We start from the raw sequence: 16,507 nt of genomic DNA, 5'->3' as shown, positions 1-16,507 counted from the left end.
GTCGCCGGGTCGGCATCACCCGCGCAGTGTCTCCTCCAGCTTCCGCGCCACCGACTCGGCCTCGTCGCCGGGCAGCGGCGCGCCCTCCGGGCCCGTCACGTAGAAGGCGTCGACGGCGTTGGCGCCGAGCGTGGAGACATGGGCGCTGCGCACCCGCACGCTCGCGTCCTCCAGGGCGCGGCCGATGCGGAACAGCAGGCCCGGGGCGTCCTGGGAGCGGACCTCGATGACGGTGGCCAGCCGGGAGGCGGCCGGGTGGACCGACACCCTCGGCGGGGGCGCGACCACGCCCCGGCGGCGTGGATAGGCGGCGTCCCGTTCCGCGAGGCGGGCGGCGATGTCCAGGGTGCCGTCCAGGGCCCGGACCAGGTCCGCACGCAGCCGGGCGGCCTGCGGCAGCGAGCCGTACTCGGCGGCGACGCGCCAGTCCAGCAGCAGGACGGATCCGTCGACCCCGTCGGGCAGGGTCAGCGACCTCAGCTCGGCGGTCCGTACGGTCAGCCGGTGCATGGCGAGGACGCCGGCCACCGCGGGCAGCACCCCGGGCTGGTCGGGGACGGCGATGAGCAGCTCCACGCCGAGCGGCTCGGGGTCGCCGGACGGCTCCTGTCCGGCGGGCGGCTCGGTCTGGGCCCGCAGGGCGAGGACCGGGCCGCCGGTCGCGGCGGCCTCCAGGGCGAGCCGCTCCTGCTCGGCGGTGGGCGCGGCGTCGTCGGGGTCGTCCGGGACATCTCCGGCGAGCACCGCCGCGACCCGTTCGACCAGCTCGGTGACGAGCGAGCCGCGCCAGGACGACCAGGCGGCCGGGCCGGTGGCCAGGGCGTCGGCCTCGGTCAGCGCGTGCAGCAGCTCCAGGGTGCCCGGCGAGCCGACGGCCCCGGCGACGGCCCGCACGGTGGCCGGGTCCTCCAGGTCGCGCCGGGTGGCGGTCTCGACGAGGAGCAGGTGGTGGCGGACGAGGGTGGCGACGACGGCCACGTCGTGCCGGTCGAAGCCGATGCGGGCGGCGACGTCCTTGGCGATGATCTCGCCGGCCACGGAGTGGTCGCCGGGCCAGCCCTTGCCGATGTCGTGCAGCAGCGCGGCGACCAGCAGGAGGTCGGGGCGGCTGACCCGGCGGGTGAACGCGGAGGCACGCACGGCCGTCTCGATCAGGTGCCGGTCGACGGTCCACAGGTGCACCGCGTTGCGCTGCGGGCGGCAGCGGACCCGCTCCCAGTCGGGCAGCAGCCGCGTGATCAGGCCCTCGGCCTCCAGCGCCTCCCAGACCTCGACGGTCGGACGGCCGGACCCGAGCAGGGTGACGAGCTGTTCGCGTGCCTCGGCGGGCCAGGGCGTCGGCAGCGGGCGCACCGTGGCCGCCAGGCGCCGGACGGCGTGCAGGGAAAGCGGCAGTCCGGCCTGCGCCGCGGCGGCCGCGGCTCGCAGCGGCAGGACCGGGTCGCGTTCGGGACGGGCGGCGCGGGCGAGCACCACCTCACCGTCCTGTTCCACGACGCCCTCGGCCAGCGGGGAGCGCTCGGCGGTCGGTTTGCCGCCCCCGAGCATGGCGCGCAGCCGGGGCCGCACGGCACGGGAGCGCAGCACCCGCCCCACCTCGCGCCAGGTGACGTCGCTGGCGTACGACACGAGCCGCGCCGCCTCGTACACCTGCCGCAGGAGCGTGTCGGCGTCGAGCAGGCCGAGCTCGGCGGCCACCTGGTCCTGCTCCTGGAGGGCGAGCCGGTCGGTCGCGCGCCCGGTGGCCAGGTGCAGGGCGTCGCGGACGTCGAGGAGGCGGCGCCGGGCGTCGGCGAGGCCCTCGCGCGGGGCGTCGGCGAGCCAGGAGGCGGCGACGGCGCGCAGCGCGGTGGCGTCGCGCAGTCCACCGCGGGCCTCCTTCAGGTCGGGTTCCAGCAGGTACTGCAGCTCGCCCTGCCGTGCGGCGCGTTCCGCGCACAGCTCCTGGAGTTCGGGCAGGCGCTTGGGCGCCTGGTTGCGCCAGTCGGCCAGGACGGCGGTGCGCAGGGACGCGGTGAGGCCGAGGTCCCCGGCGATGTGCCGGGCGTCGAGCAGCCCGAGCTGCACCTTGAGGTCCTCGCCCGCGGTCCTGCGGGCCTCGGCGGGGGTGCGCACCGAGTGGTCGAGGTCGAGGCCGAGGTCCCAGACGGGGTACCAGAGCCGGTCGGCCAGGGTGGCGACGGCCTTGGGGTCGCCGCCGTCGTGCAGCAGGAGCAGGTCCAGGTCGCTGCGCGGGGAGAGCTCGCCGCGCCCGTAGCCGCCGACGGCGACCAGGGAGGCGCCGCGCAGGTCGCCCGCGCCCGCGGCGAACAGGCCCGAGAGCCACTCGTCGGTCAGTTCGGCGAGGGCCGCACGGCGCGGCGGCCCGGACCGCGCCTCCTCGGTGAGGAGGCGCAGCCGGGCCGCCGCATAGCCGCCGGGTCCCGAGTCCTCTGCTTCTTTGCGCACGTCCGTACCCGTCACCCGGCGACTCCTGTTCTGTTTTCCTGCCTCAGAGCGCGTCGGGGCCGCGCTCGCCGGTGCGGACCCGTACGGCCGTCTCGACCGGGATGGACCAGACCTTGCCGTCACCGATCTTGCCGGTACGGGCCGCCTTGACCACGACGTCGATCAGCTGCTCGGCGTCGTCGTCCTCGACCAGGACCTCGATGCGGATCTTGGGGACGAGGTCGACGGTGTACTCGGCGCCCCGGTAGACCTCGGTGTGTCCCCGCTGCCGACCGTAGCCGCTGGCCTCAGTGACCGTCAGTCCGTGTACTCCGAAGGCCTGGAGGGCCTCCTTGATCTCGTCGAGCCGGTGCGGCTTCACGACGGCGGTGATGAGCTTCATGCGTCCACCTTCTTGCTCTCGGCTCCGGCCACGGCGGCCGCGACGGCGGCGGTCTTGGCGGCGCCGCCACCGGCGCCGCTGAAGTCGTATGCGGTCTCGGCGTGCTCGGCCTGGTCGATGCCGGCGACCTCGTCGTCCTCGGAGACCCGCATGCCGATCGTCTTGTCGAGGAGGAAGGCGAGGATCGCGGAGACGACCAGGGAGTAGGCGAGGACACCGAAGACACCGGCGCACTGCTTCCAGAACTGGTCCAGGCCGCCCCCGTAGAACAGGCCCGCGACGTCGGACTGGCCCTTGCCGGTGGCGAAGAACCCGATGAGCAGGGAGCCGAGGATGCCGCCGACCAGGTGGACGCCGACGACGTCGAGGGAGTCGTCGTAGCCGAACCTGTACTTCAGCCCGACGGCCATGGCGCACAGCACACCGGCGATGACGCCGACGGCGATGGCGCCGAGCGGGGAGATGGCGCCGCCGGCCGGGGTGATGGCGACCAGGCCCGCGACGGCGCCGGAGGCGGCGCCCAGCGTGGTGAAGGCGCCGTGGCGGATCTTCTCGTAGGCGAGCCAGCCGAGGACGGCGGCGGCGGTGGCGACCTGGGTGTTGACGAACATCAGCGCGCCCACGCCGTCGTCGTTGCCGAGCCAGGAGCCGGCGTTGAAGCCGAACCAGCCGAACCAGAGCAGACCGGCGCCGAGCATCACCAGCGGGAGGCTGTGCGGGCGCATCGGGTCCTTCTTGAAGCCGACGCGCTTGCCGATGACCAGGATCACGCCGAGCGCGGCGGCGCCGGCGTTGATGTGGACCGCCGTACCGCCGGCGAAGTCGATCACGCCGAGCTCGAAGGCCCAGCCGCCGGCGCCCCAGACCCAGTGCGCGACCGGGAAGTAGACGACCGTGGCCCACAGCGCGACGAACAGCGCCCAGGCGCTGAACTTCACGCGGTCCGCCAGGGCGCCGCTGATCAGGGCGGGCGTGATGATCGCGAACATCAGCTGGAAGACCAGGAAGACGAACACCGGGATGGTGTAGCCGTCCCACAGCTCGGTCAGGCCGATGTTGCCGAGGCCGACCCAGTCGGAGTTCCAGCCGACGAGGCTGCCGGAGTCGGTGCCGAACGCCATGGAGAAGCCGTACAGCACCCACAGGATGGTGACGATCCCGAGGCTGATGAAGCTCATCATCAGCATGTTCAGGGTGCTCTTGACGCGGACCATGCCTCCGTAGAAGAAGGCCAGGCCCGGGGTCATGAGCATCACCAGGGCGGAACAGATGAGCATGAACCCTGTGTTGGCGGCAGAGAGCTTGGGCGCCTCTGCGGCAAGGGTGATGGCTGGTGCCATCGGCGTCTCCTCGTCATTGGTACGGCCCCGTGCGGGCGAAGCCTGGAGCGGAGTGAGGGGGTGGGCCGGTTATGCGCCACGAGATTGGCGCAGCGCGGTTTCGGTGGAAGCCCCTCGTTGTTTCGCGACCGTGACGAAGGCGCGTGCTGTGTTACGCGTCGATGAACTGCCGGAGGGCGGCCGCGCTGATCGTTATCGTGGCGCAACCTTCGGCGCTCTCCCGGATTCCGGGGCGCACGGGCCGGCCGCGGTCGGCCCTCCGATGACCTGGCTGGGGGAGCCGAGTCGGGCGGTTCGGGAGGGCCGGCCGCGGCCGGGGTTCAGCGGGCCGGGCGGCCGGTCAGACCGCCTCGGCGGTTTCGGGCAGCTCGGCGGCGAGCCGCTCGGTCAGGTCGACGACCTCGCCGAGGTCGCCGAAGTCGCGCGCGGCGGTGTCCACGGTCTTGCGGATGCGGGTGTTGACGCGCTCGGAGCGGACCTTCTTGGCGACCCGCATGGCCTCCGTGGCGAAGACCGTGCTCTGCTCGGGCTCGCGCCGCAGGAGGTGCACGGTGGCCATGCCGATCAGGTTCAGCGCATACGACCGCTGGTGCTCGCCGTCCTCGGCGAACAGCTCCACGGCCCGCTTCATCAGGGGCTCGGCCAGCGAGGCGTAGGTGGGGCTGCGGCCGGCGACGTACGCCAGGTCCCGGTACGAGTGGGAGTTCTCGCCGTAGAGCTCGGCCTCGGAGAAGAAGCGGATCCAGTCGGGGTCGGGCTCGTCCCACTCGTCGGCCTCGGCGAAGGTGTCCTCGGCCATCCGCACCGCCCGCTTGCACTTGCCGGGCTGGCCCATGTTGGCGTAGGCGCGGGCCTCCATCGCATACAGCATCGACTGGGTGCGCGGGCTCGCGCAGTCCCGGCTGCCGTACTGCGCGAGGTGGATCAGCTCCAGCGCGTCGTCGGGCCGGCCGAGGTGGATCATCTGGCGGCTCATGCTGGACAGCACGTACGAGCCCAGGGGCCGGTCGCCGGCCTCCTTGGCCGCGTGCAACGCGAGGACGAAGTACTTCTGCGCGGTCGGCTGCAGCCCGATGTCGTACGACATCCAGCCGGCCAGCTCGGCGAGCTCGGCGGCGACCTTGAACAGGCGCCGGGTGGTGGCCTCCGGCTGGGGTTCCTGGAGCAGGTCGGTCACCTCGTGCAGCTGGCCGACGACGGCCTTGCGGCGCAGTCCGCCGCCGCACTGGGCGTCCCACTGGCGGAACATCACCGTCGTGGACTCCAGGAGGTCCAGCTCCGGCTTGGACAGCCGGCCCCGGCCGCGCCCCGAGGCGGCCGCCGACTCGGGCTCGGACCGCGGCCCTGGGGGCGAGGGCACGAGCCAGCGCTGCATGGGCTCGATGAGAGCCGGGCCCGCAGACAGGACCAGCGAGCTCCCGAGGAAGCCGCGCCGCGCCAGCATCAGGTCGCTGCGCGAGAACTCGCTGAGCAGGGCCACGGTCTGCGGGCCCGTCCAGGGCAGGTCGACGCCGGTCGCGGACGGTGACTGGCGGGCGGTGCGCAGCCCCAGGTCCTCGACGGAGACGACGACGCCGAAACGCTCGGAGAACAGCTCGGAGAGGATCCTGGGGATCGGCTCGCGCGGGTTCTCGCCGTCGAGCCAGCGGCGCACCCGTGAGGTGTCCGTGGAGATGTGGTTGGCGCCCAGCTGGCGGGCCCTGCGGTTGACCTGCCGGGCGAGCTCGCCCTTGGACCAGCCGCTGCGCACGAACCAGGAGGTGAGCAGCTCGTTGGGGCGCTTGTCAGTGTGCGTCGCGTGTGCAGCGTTCGTCCCGCTTCCGCCGTTGCCGCTCACTGGAACGCCCCCATCCCTGAGACCACTTGTCGCCGAGTGCGCCAAGCCCTATCAGCATGCCGGTTCGTACGGTCGTCCGTCCGGCCCTTGTCACCCTTCGAACGGAAAGACGACTTGCCTCCGGCATACCCACGAGCGCATGTGCCCCCAGGCCTCGTGCACACAAAGTAATCCTACGATCACCCGTCCAGCCACGGCTCACACGTAAACGCCACCATTCGCCACCCCATCGAATGAACTCCTGTGCGTCAACGCGCGATTCACTTGACACGGCACCACCAGGAGCGGGTGCAGCGATGCACTCAGGGGCGCGTGTCGTCGGGCACACCACCTTGAGCACGTCCTGGCGCGGAGTGAACCGGCTGCCACCGGGAAGCCGGAAACAGAGAGTCACGTGTCGCGTCCGCTGCGTAACCACCGTGCGCCGGACCCGTTGGAGGGGGTATGGGCTTCACGATCGGCATCAGCCGGGGCATGCGCGACATCCGGTCCGGCACGCGCCGCCGCAGCCGTACGTCGGACGGCACGGCCGTGGCCGAGTTCACCGGGCTGTGGGGCTGGGACGTGGTCCCGGGAGCCCGGGCATCGGCGGGCGCCTGCTCCTGCGGCCGCCGTGACTGCCCGGCTCCGGGCGCGCACCCGCTGGACTTCGCCCCCGTGCTCCCCGCCGGGGCGACGCTCGACGACGTCACGGAGACCTGGGGCGAGTTCCCCGGCGCCGCCGTGATGCTGCCGGTCGGCCGGGCCTTCGACGTCATCGAGGTGGCCGAACCGGCCGGCTGCCGCGCCCTGGCCAGGCTGGAGCGCATGGGCCTGCCCGTCGGCCCGGTCGCGGCCACCCCCGACGGCCGTGCCCAGTTCCTCGTCGCCCCCGGCGCCGCGGCCGACCTGCCCGGGCTGCTCTACCGCATGGGCTGGGACGACCCGGAGGCTCTGGACCTGCGCGGTCTCGGCCCCGGCACGCACATCACGGCGCCGCCCTCGGACCGCGGGGGCCTCGGTCCCGTCCGCTGGCTGCGCTCCCCCGCCCTGGACTCGGCCTCCCGGCCGCCGGAAGCCCGCCTGGTGCTGGGCACGCTGGCGTACGTGGCGCACCGCTCACGCGCGTAGCGGCGCCCGGGCCACAGAGCGAAGCGCCCGTCCCCGACTGCACCTCGGGGGCGGGCGCTTCTCGCGCAGGTACGGTTCTTCGCAGGTCGTGCCGCGGCTGGTGCCGAGCTCACTCCCCGATAAGGGCGTCAACGAACGCCTCCGGCTCGAACGGCGCGAGGTCGTCCGCGCCCTCTCCGAGCCCGATGAGCTTGACCGGGACGCCCAGCTCGCGCTGGACCGCGACCACGATGCCGCCCTTGGCCGTGCCGTCCAGCTTGGTGAGCACGATGCCGGTGATGTCCACGACCTCGGAGAAGACCCGGGCCTGGACCAGGCCGTTCTGGCCCGTGGTGGCGTCCAGGACGAGCAGCACCTCGTCGACCGGGGCGTGCTTCTCGACGACCCGCTTGACCTTGCCGAGCTCGTCCATCAGACCGGTCTTGGTGTGCAGCCGGCCGGCGGTGTCGATGAGCACGACGTTCGCGCCCATCTCCTTACCCTCCTTGACCGCGTCGAAGGCCACGGAGGCCGGGTCGCCGCCCTCCGGTCCGCGCACGGTGTAGGCGCCGACGCGCTCGCCCCAGGTCTGGAGCTGGTCGGCGGCGGCGGCCCGGAAGGTGTCGGCGGCGCCGAGCACCACGCTCTGGCCGTCGGCGACCAGGACGCGGGCGAGCTTGCCGGTGGTGGTGGTCTTGCCGGTGCCGTTGACGCCGACGACCATCACGATGCCCGGCTTGCGGTCCTCCGGCTCGGTCTTGACCGCGCGGTCCATGTCGCGGCCGACCAGGGTGATGAGCTCCTCGCGGAGCAGGGTGCGCAGTTCCTCGGGGGTACGGGTGCCGAGCACCTTCACGCGCTCGCGCAGCCGCTCGACCAGCTCCTGGGTGGGCTGCACGCCGACGTCGGCGGTGAGCAGCGTGTCCTCGATCTCCTCCCAGGTGTCCTCGTCGAGGTGCTCGCGGGACAGCAGGGTCAGCAGACCCTTGCCGAGGGCGTTCTGCGAGCGGGAGAGCCGGGCCCGCAGCCGGACCAGGCGGCCCGCCGTGGGTTCCGGGATCTCGATCTCGGGAGCCTCGGCGGGCGGCTCCTCGACGACGACCGGAGCCGAGCCGTCCGGGAGATCCACCTCCTCTATCGTGCGCCGCGGTTCCTCCCGCGGCGTCTCGGCCTCGTCGCCGACGTGCGGCTCGGCCGGTGGGGCGGTGATGTCGGGCGCCGCGGGCGGGGGCGGCGGCAGCTGCTTCTTGCGCCGGCTGCCGACGATGAGCCCGCCGAGCGCGCCGAGCACGACCACGGCGATGACTACAGCAAGGATGACGATGTCCATAACGCGTCCAGTATCAGCCATGGGGCCCCCGGTCACCCTGCTCGCACCGCCCCGAAAGGCCGGGGCCGCCGGATCTCCCCACCCCTGGATCCCTGACGCTCCGTCAGCTAACGTCCCCCGGACACCCCCCGGTGAAGGGAGACGCCCATGCCCGTCACGGTCGTACGCTTCAACCTCGTCGCCCCCGGGGCCTCCCCCGCCGAACTCGGCGCCCGCTACCGGGCGGCCCTGGAGATGGCCGCGTACGCCGACGACCGGGGCGTCGGCACGGTGCAGACGGAGGAGCACCACGGGGCGGAGAACAACTGGCTGCCGTGCCCCTTCGCCTTCGCGGGAGCCGTCTTCGGCGCGACCCGGCGTGTCGCGGTCACCGTCTCGGCGATCATCGGCCCGCTGCACGACCCGCTGCGGCTCGCCGAGGAGATCGCCGTGCTGGACCTGCTGAGCGGCGGCCGGCTGGTGACGGTCGCCGGGATCGGGTACCGGCCGGAGGAGTACGCGCACTTCGGGGTGGACTTCACCCGACGCGGAAAGCTCCAGGACGAGGTGCTGCAGACGCTGCTGAGGGCGTGGACGGGCGAACCCTTCCCCTACCGGGGCCGCACGGTCCGCGTCACGCCGCGCCCCGGCACCGCACCCCACCCCCTGCTCCTGGTCGGCGGCTCCTCCAGGGCGGCCGCCCGCCGCGCGGCCCGGCTGGGTCTGCCCTTCTTCCCCAGCGCCCACCTGCCGGAGCTGGAGGCGTACTACAAGGAGCGCCTCGTCGAGTACGGCACCGAGGGCTGGGTCATGATGCCGGCGGCCGAGACCCCGCTGCTGCACGTGGCCGAGGATCCGGACCGGGCCTGGGCACGGTACGGCCGGCACTTCCTGCACGAGGCGCGGACGTACGCCTCCTGGCAGTCGGGCGCGGTGCGCTCGGCGGTGGGGTCGGCGGCGACGAGCGTGGCGGAGCTGCGTGCGGAGGGCGTGTACCGGATCCTCACGCCGGAGCAGTGCGCGGGGCTGGGCCTCGGCTCGTACGTCCTGCATCCGCTGGCGGGCGGGATGCCGGTGGAGGAGGGGTGGCGCAGCCTGCAGCTGTTCTGCGAGCGCGTGCTGCCGGAGCTGCAGGGCTGAGACCGGGCTCATAAAGGGTGGCCCGTCCTGCACGCCCGGTGATCCACTGGGGGCATGAGTTTGTCGGTGGACGTGTTCGTGCGCGAGCCGGACGGACGGCTGCGGATCCTCGACGTGCCCGACGGGCGCGACGACTCGGCCGGGTTCGAGTCCTGGCGGACCGTGGTGTGGGGGTCGGAGGCGGTGCGTGCGGCGGGCGCCCGCTTCCTGCCGGTGCTGGCCGGCGACGACCTGGAGATCGAGGTCGAGGACGTCGCGGACTTCCTGCGCGAGGTGGCCCTGCTGCGCGACCGGCTCGACGCGATCGCCGAGAGCACGCGCGGGCCGCGGGAGTTCGGGGAACACCGGCGGGGGCTGGTGAGACGGCTGCGGAACCTGGAGGTGGCCGCGCTGCACGCCCGGCTGGTCGACGGCGGCGTCATCGTCTGGTGAGACGACGGACCACCGCCCCGGCTCGGGCAGTGGCCGAACCGGGGCGGCGGCGGGTGACGGGGAGAGGGGCAGCGGGGACTTGGCCCTCCTCCCCGAGTGGGCGGGACGGGCTCAGCCCATCTCCTCCAGGGACTTGCCCTTCGTCTCGGTGACGAACTTCAGGACGAACGGGATGGAGAGCGCGGCGAACGCCGTGTAGATCACGTACGTCACGGACAGGTTCCAGTCGGCCAGCGACGGGAAGCTCGCGGTGATGGCCCAGTTGGCGATCCACTGCGCGGCGGCGGCCACACCGAGGGCGGCGGCGCGGATCCGGTTGGGGAACATCTCGCCGAGCATGACCCAGACGACCACACCCCAGGACAGGGCGAAGAAGAGGACGAAGACGTGCGCGGCGATCAGGGCGATCCAGCCCTGCGCGGCGGGCAGCTTGCCGTCGACCAGGTGGTACGAGAAGGCCCAGGCCTCCAGCGCCAGGCCGACGACCATGCCGACCGAGCCGATGATCGCGAGCGGCTTGCGGCCGACGCGGTCCACGAAGATCATCGCGATGACGGTGCCGACGATGTTGATGATCGACGTGGTGAAGGAGTAGAAGAACGAGTCCGTCGGGTCGACGCCGACCGACTGCCACAGCGTCGAGGAGTAGTAGAACGCGACGTTGATGCCGACGAACTGCTGGAAGACCGACAGGCCGATGCCGACCCAGACGATCGGCTTGAAGAAGAAGCTGCCGCCGAGCAGGTCCTTGAAGCTCGACCTGTGCTCGCTCTTCATGGCGCCCTCGATCTCCGCGACACGGGCGTCGAGGTCGACGTCCTTGCCCTCGACCTCGGTGAGGATCTGCCGGGCGCGCTCGTGCTTGCCGACGGAGATGAGGAAGCGCGGGGACTCGGGGATCGCGAAGGAGAGCAGGCCGTACAGCACGGCCGGGACGACCATGACGCCGAGCATGACCTGCCAGGCCTCCAGGCCCATCAGCTTGCCGCGCTGGTCACCGTCGGCGGCGTTGAGCAGACCCCAGTTGACCAGCTGCGACACGGCGATGCCGATGACGATCGCGGCCTGCTGGAAGGAGCCGAGCCGGCCGCGGTAGGCGGGCGGGGCGACCTCGGCGATGTAGGCCGGGCCGATCACGGAGGCCATGCCGATGGCGAAGCCGCCGACGACCCGCCAGAAGGCGAGGTCCCACAGCGCGAAGGGGAGCGCGGAGCCGACGGCGCTGATGGTGAACAGCACCGCGGCGATCTGCATGCATCGGATGCGGCCGATGCGGTCGGCTATCCGGCCGGCGGTCGCGGCGCCGATGGCGCAGCCGATCAGGGCGATGGCGATGACCTGGGCGAGGGCCGCGGAGCCGACGTCGTAGCGGTCACGGATGGCCTCGACCGCGCCGTTGATCACGGAGCTGTCGTAGCCGAAGAGGAAACCGCCCATCGCGGCCGCCGCCGCGATGAAGATGACGTGCCCGAGATGATCGGGGTGAGCCGTCCCGGCTCCTGACTTGGGTGCCTGCGCTGTGCTGGTCACGTGTACTCCTCGGGCCACCGGCAACGCTGCCGGAGGGGGTCAGCCCTTCGAGGTCCACCTGAAGGTACCTGAAGGTAAAAGGAACGTTGCCGAGACTATGCCTTCAAGTTTCGAAGTCAATAGGCGAGCTGCTGTGAATCCGAGGCGGAAGTGTGGCAACGATGTGTTCAAGTGTTGAATTCATGAAGGAGCGCAGGTGGGAACGGTGTACTACACACCCATCTAGCGGAGGCGCTGCGAGATGACCTTCGACACACCGTCGCCCTGCATGGAGACGCCGTACAGCGCGTCGGCGACCTCCATCGTCCGCTTCTGGTGCGTGATCACGATCAGCTGCGAGGCCTCCTGCAGCTCCTGCATGATCCGGATGAGCCGCTGGAGGTTGGTGTCGTCGAGGGCGGCCTCGACCTCGTCCATGACGTAGAACGGGCTGGGGCGCGCCTTGAAGATCGACACGAGCAGCGCGACCGCCGTCAGCGACCGCTCCCCGCCGGAGAGCAGCGACAGCCGCTTGACCTTCTTGCCCGGCGGGCGGGCCTCGACGTCCACGCCCGTGGTGAGCATGTTGTCGGGGTCGGTCAGCACCAGTCGTCCCTCGCCCCCGGGGAAGAGCCGGCTGAAGACGCCCTCGAACTCCCGGGCGGTGTCCCGGTAGGCCTCGGTGAAGACCTGCTCGACGCGCTCGTCGACCTCCTTGACGACCTGGAGCAGGTCGGCACGGGTCTTCTTCAGGTCCTCCAGCTGCTCGCTGAGGAACTGGTGGCGTTCCTCCAGCGCCGCGAACTCCTCCAGCGCGAGCGGGTTCACCTTGCCGAGCTGCTGGTAGGCACGCTCGGCCGCCTTGAGACGCTTCTCCTGCTCGGACCGGAGATACGGCTTCGGCCGGTTGCGCGGGTGCTCGGGGTCCTCCGGCAGCTCCTCGCCCTCGGCGGGGGGCGAGGGCGGCACGAGCTGGTGCGGACCGTACTCCGCGACGAGCCCGGCCGGTTCGACACCCAGCTCCTCCAGTGCCTTGGTCTCCAGCTGCTCGATCCGCAGCCGCTTCTCCGCGCCGAGTACCTCGCCGCGGTGGACCGAATCCGTCAACTTGTCGAGTTCCGCCTTGAGATCGCGTCCCTGGGTGCGGGCGCGGGCGAGTTCCTGCTCGCGGCGGGCCTTGGCGGCCTCGGCGGCGGTGCGCTCGGCCTCGGCCCGGGCGACGGACACCTCGACGTGGGCGAGCAGCTGCCGGGCGCCGGCGGCGACGGCTTCCGCGACGGCCGCCTCGTGCCGCAGCCGGGCCCGCCGCTGCTCCGCACGCGCGCGTGCCTCGCGTTCCGCGCGGGCGGCCCGGTCGAGGGAGTCGGCCCGGCCGGCGAGGCCCTTGACCCGTTCCTCGTGCGTACGGACCTGGAGACGGGCCTCCATCTCGGTCTGGCGGGCGTTGGCACCGTCGGCGGCCAGCCGGTCCCGCACGGCGGTGTCGGGCTCCTCCTCGATCGGCATCTCCTCGGCGACGGCCAGCCGCTCGGCGAGCTCCTCGACCTCCTGGAGCGCCTTGTCCAGGGCCTCCTGGGCACGGGCCGCGGCGGCGGTGGCGCGTTCGGCCTCCCCGGTGGCGCCGCGCGCCTGGCCCGCGAGCCGCCCGAGCTGCTGGGCCACGGCCGACTTCTCCCGGTCGGCGGCCCGGCGCCGCTCCCCCAGCTCCTCGACCAGCGCTGCGCACTCCGTGCGGCGCTCCGCGGCCGCGTGCTGGGCCTCGGTCAGCTCCTCGCAGCGGACAGCCAGCTCCTCCAGTTCGGCGGCGGCCTCGTCGACGGAGGCCTGCACTTCGAGGAGGCTGGGGACGCCGGCGGAGCCACCGTGGGCGAAGTGGGTGCCGAGGAGGTCGCCCTCGGCCGTCACGGCGGTGAGGTGGGGGTGGGCGTAGACCAGGTCTTCGGCGTCTTCCAGGGTGCCGACCACGACGATGCCGTGGAGCAGCCGTCGGACGGCCGGCATCAGGTCGGCGGGGCCGCGGACCAGGTCGGCGGCGAAGGTGTGTCGTGCGACTGCGGGGCCGTCGTGGCCGGTCGCGCAGTTCCCCGCGTTCCCAGGGGGTGCATCTCCTGCCAGGAGCAGAGTGGCACGGCCTCCGTCCTGTTTGCGGAGGAGTCTGATCGCATCTGCGGCCGAGGACGGGCTCGTCACCGCGATCGCGTCCGCCGCCGCTCCGAAGGCAGCCGCCAGGGCGACCTCGTGGCCCGGCGTCACCGTCAGCAGCTCCGCCGCCGGGCCGAGCAGGCCGGAGAGGCGGTCCTTGGCCGCGACCAGTATGCCGGTGCCGTCCTTGCGGCGCAGGCCGAGCGCCAGGGCCTCGTGGCGGGCCTGGGTGGCGGCGCGCCGGCGTTCCGCCGCCGTGGTGGCCTCGCGGGCCGCGGTGAGAGCGGACTCGGCCTCCGCGAGCCGCCGCTTGGCCTCCTCGTGCCGCTCGGCGAGTTCGGCGTCTCCGGCGTCGAGGCCGTCGACCTCGGCCTTGAGGGCCTCGTACTCCTCCTGCGCGGCGACGGCACGTTCCTGCGCCTCGTCACGGGCGGCGGCCAGGCGTTCGATCTCGGCCTGGGCGGAGGCCGCGCGGGAGCGGGCCGCGTTGACCTGCCCGCTGAGCCGGGCCAGACCTTCGCGCCGGTCGGCGATGGCCCGGGCGGCGTCCTTCAGGCGCCGTTCCTCCTGCGCCAGCTCGCGCTCCAGCTCGGCCCGGTGGGCGACCGTGTCCTCCAGGGCACGTTCGGCGGCTTCCAGGGCCGCCTCCAGTTCGGCCTCCTGCTCGCGGATGCGGGCGGCCTCGCGCTCCATGTCCTCGGGGTCGCGGCCGCGCCGCTCCTCGGGGGGCGCGGAGGTGGCGCTCTTCACGCGGGCGTCGGCGAGGGAGATCGTGCCGCGCACCCGCTCGGCGAGCTGGGAGAGCTCGTACCAGGTCTGCTGGGCGCGCTGGAGGCGCGGCGTCAGCTGCCGCACCTCGTCCTCCAGCAGTGCCTCGCGCTGGAGCGCCCTGCGCAGCTCCTGCTCGGCGGCCTCCTTGCGCTCCTTGAGCGCGGCCTCGTCGGCGACCTCGGCCTGGAGGGCCTCGCGGAGCCGGACGAGGTCGTCGGCGAGCAGCCGCAGCCGGGCGTCGCGCAGGTCGGCCTGGATGACGGCGGCCCGGCGCGCGACGGCGGCCTGGCGGCCGAGCGGCTTGAGCTGCCGGCGGAGCTCGTCCGTGAGGTCCTGCACGCGCGCGAGGTTGGCCTGCATCGCGTCCAGCTTGCGCAGCGCCTTCTCCTTGCGCTTGCGGTGCTTGAGGACGCCGGCGGCCTCCTCGATGAAGGCGCGGCGGCCCATGGGGTCGGCGTGCAGCACGGAGTCGAGCTGGCCCTGCCCGACGATGACGTGCATCTCGCGGCCGATGCCGGAGTCGGAGAGCAGCTCCTGAATGTCGAGGAGACGGCAGGTGTCGCCGTTGATCTGGTACTCGCTGCCGCCGTTGCGGAACATGATCCGCGTGATGGTGACCTCGGCGTACTCGATGGGCAGCGCCCCGTCGGAGTTGTCGATGGTCAGGGACACCTCGGCGCGGCCCAGGGGAGGGCGGCCGGTGGTGCCGGCGAAGATGACGTCCTCCATCTTGCCGCCGCGCAGCGACTTGGCGCCCTGCTCGCCCATGACCCAGCTGAGCGCGTCGACGACGTTGGACTTGCCCGAGCCGTTCGGTCCGACGACGCACGTGATCCCCGGCTCGAACCGGAGGGTGGTCGCCGAGGCGAACGACTTGAACCCGCGGAGGGTCAGGGCCTTGAGGTGCACGCCGCCGGACTCTACCGCCCGGGTTCGTCTCACTCCATGAACCCACGGTTTCGCCGCTGAACGCGCAGGGCACACCAGACGTTATAGACGGTGAAAGGATGCGCGGGGGAAAGAAAGAAGGGACGCCGGTGGCGTCCCTTGCACTTCTGACAACTCAGCGGTTGTTACGGGCTTCCCCACCACTGCTGTGCCGATGTGGAGCGATGCAGTGATCAGGTGAGCGCAGGCTCCGCCTGGTGTGCGTCAACGCTCTCCATGATCCTGTCGTGAGAAGCGGCAGCCGTCAGCGCCTCGTTCTCCGCCTGGATCCGTACGAGCTCGGATTCCAGGTCCTGGACGCGCTGCTGGAGCCGTCGCATCTCGGCGAGGAGTCGAGGGTCGGAGCCGCCGACGTAACCGAGAAGCGCCTTTGCCATGATGGATGGTCCTCCACAATGAGTGACCGACCGATGCGGTTGGGTCGTGAGGGATTCGCACCCGCGGCTTGGCAGGGCCTTCAGTTGTGCTGCCGTTCAGCCATGCCAAACAGCTAAGGTGCGCGGGGTGCTTTCAGCGTCTCACCAAAAAGTTTGACGGTCAACACGATCACGCCCCGTATTGGCGGGCGACCCTGGCGCACACGGCCTGGTACGGCGACGCGGCGGCTTCAGCGGGCCCTCGGGGCGTGGCGATCATCCTTGCGTCTGGAGCCCGCCAAGGCAAGCGGTTCTCGGCAATCACCAGCGACTTTCCGTCCGGGGCGGCTGTCCCGGACCCCGGCGCGGACGGCCGGGGAGCCCTCACCCGGTGCGGGATCAGCGGATGGCGAAGCCCTCGTAGCCGCCGCGCGGTGTGTCCCAGATCTCGGTGACGCCGTCCACGCGGCCGGGCGTGTCGTCACTGCGGAGCCACTCCAGCAGGCCTTGACAGCCCTCGCGCGCGCCCTCCGCGACGACTTGGACCCGCCCGTCGCCCAAATTGAGAGCAAAACCACTCAGGCCGCCGATCTCCAGGGCCTTGGCCCGCGTGAACCAGCGGAAACCCACACCTTGGACGCGTCCCCGCACCCAGGCGACCAGTCGCACATCCTCACTCATGACGGCAACCTAACCGCCCAATCTCCCTCCGGGCACTTCCTCCCCTTGCGCCATGCGGTACCGTCCCCCCTCAACGAATCTCATATGAAACTCACACGATCGAGTGAGTTTGGTGTTGATCTC

The 16,507-nt window shown here is 72.2% G+C and carries 12 protein-coding genes; 3 read left to right on the top strand and 9 right to left on the bottom strand.

What is annotated here, in order from left to right; translation table 11 throughout:
- Nucleotides 1-15 precede the first annotated feature (15 nt).
- The 4 genes from ACIGAQ_RS35635 to ACIGAQ_RS35620 all read right to left on the bottom strand — a co-directional run bounded on the left by ACIGAQ_RS35635 (nucleotide 16) and on the right by ACIGAQ_RS35620 (nucleotide 6,007).
- Nucleotides 16-2,463, bottom strand: coding sequence for a [protein-PII] uridylyltransferase (locus tag ACIGAQ_RS35635; protein WP_362281823.1), 2,448 nt, complete (start codon nucleotides 2,461-2,463; stop codon nucleotides 16-18).
- Between the two features lie 28 nt (nucleotides 2,464-2,491).
- Nucleotides 2,492-2,830 carry a P-II family nitrogen regulator gene (locus tag ACIGAQ_RS35630; protein WP_030231663.1) on the bottom strand — a complete coding sequence of 113 codons (339 nt, stop codon included), beginning with the start codon at nucleotides 2,828-2,830 and terminating at the stop codon, nucleotides 2,492-2,494.
- Nucleotides 2,827-4,170 (bottom strand): ammonium transporter, encoded by a 1,344-nt coding sequence (locus ACIGAQ_RS35625; RefSeq protein ID WP_311685385.1) that lies wholly within the window; start codon nucleotides 4,168-4,170, stop codon nucleotides 2,827-2,829. The genes ACIGAQ_RS35630 and ACIGAQ_RS35625 overlap by 4 nt, the downstream gene beginning before the upstream one ends.
- Before the next feature lie 340 nt (nucleotides 4,171-4,510).
- On the bottom strand, nucleotides 4,511-6,007 hold the full coding sequence (locus tag ACIGAQ_RS35620) for a hypothetical protein (RefSeq protein ID WP_399790381.1): 1,497 nt from the start codon (nucleotides 6,005-6,007) through the stop codon (nucleotides 4,511-4,513).
- A gap of 444 nt (nucleotides 6,008-6,451) precedes the next feature.
- On the opposite strand from ACIGAQ_RS35620, the gene ACIGAQ_RS35615 reads away from it, so the two are divergent.
- On the top strand, nucleotides 6,452-7,117 hold the full coding sequence (locus ACIGAQ_RS35615; protein WP_311685389.1) for a bifunctional DNA primase/polymerase: 666 nt from the start codon (nucleotides 6,452-6,454) through the stop codon (nucleotides 7,115-7,117).
- A gap of 109 nt (nucleotides 7,118-7,226) precedes the next feature.
- On the opposite strand, the gene ftsY is transcribed toward ACIGAQ_RS35615, so the two are convergent.
- Nucleotides 7,227-8,426 carry a signal recognition particle-docking protein FtsY gene (ftsY, locus tag ACIGAQ_RS35610; protein ID WP_311685391.1) on the bottom strand — a complete coding sequence of 400 codons (1,200 nt, stop codon included), beginning with the start codon at nucleotides 8,424-8,426 and terminating at the stop codon, nucleotides 7,227-7,229.
- A gap of 147 nt (nucleotides 8,427-8,573) precedes the next feature.
- Between ftsY and ACIGAQ_RS35605 the strand changes: the two genes are divergently transcribed.
- On the top strand, nucleotides 8,574-9,545 hold the full coding sequence (locus ACIGAQ_RS35605) for an LLM class flavin-dependent oxidoreductase (RefSeq protein WP_399790377.1): 972 nt from the start codon (nucleotides 8,574-8,576) through the stop codon (nucleotides 9,543-9,545).
- 54 nt (nucleotides 9,546-9,599) lie between these two features.
- The gene (locus tag ACIGAQ_RS35600) at nucleotides 9,600-9,977 is read left to right on the top strand and encodes a hypothetical protein (protein ID WP_362281832.1); all 378 of its coding nucleotides are present in this window, start codon (nucleotides 9,600-9,602) and stop codon (nucleotides 9,975-9,977) included.
- Between the two features lie 111 nt (nucleotides 9,978-10,088).
- On the opposite strand, the gene ACIGAQ_RS35595 is transcribed toward ACIGAQ_RS35600, so the two are convergent.
- From ACIGAQ_RS35595 to ACIGAQ_RS35580, 4 genes are all read right to left on the bottom strand, one after another.
- Nucleotides 10,089-11,507 (bottom strand): sugar porter family MFS transporter, encoded by a 1,419-nt coding sequence (locus tag ACIGAQ_RS35595; RefSeq protein WP_311685397.1) that lies wholly within the window; start codon nucleotides 11,505-11,507, stop codon nucleotides 10,089-10,091.
- A 222-nt stretch (nucleotides 11,508-11,729) separates the two neighbouring features.
- Entirely contained in the window at nucleotides 11,730-15,308 is a 3,579-nt protein-coding gene (smc, locus tag ACIGAQ_RS35590; protein WP_399790373.1) for a chromosome segregation protein SMC, read from the bottom strand.
- A 212-nt stretch (nucleotides 15,309-15,520) separates the two neighbouring features.
- On the bottom strand, nucleotides 15,521-15,724 hold the full coding sequence (locus tag ACIGAQ_RS35585) for a hypothetical protein (protein ID WP_003993245.1): 204 nt from the start codon (nucleotides 15,722-15,724) through the stop codon (nucleotides 15,521-15,523).
- A gap of 378 nt (nucleotides 15,725-16,102) precedes the next feature.
- Entirely contained in the window at nucleotides 16,103-16,384 is a 282-nt protein-coding gene (locus tag ACIGAQ_RS35580) for an acylphosphatase (RefSeq protein ID WP_311685402.1), read from the bottom strand.
- Nucleotides 16,385-16,507: the final 123 nt, after the last annotated feature.

Origin of the sequence: Streptomyces sp. NPDC085932 (genome assembly GCF_044540525.1) — a bacterium.
Classification (GTDB): Bacteria; Actinomycetota; Actinomycetes; order Streptomycetales; family Streptomycetaceae; genus Streptomyces; species Streptomyces levis.
Note: the sequence above shows the minus strand (reverse complement) of the source record. Positions and strands in the feature narration are given on the sequence as shown.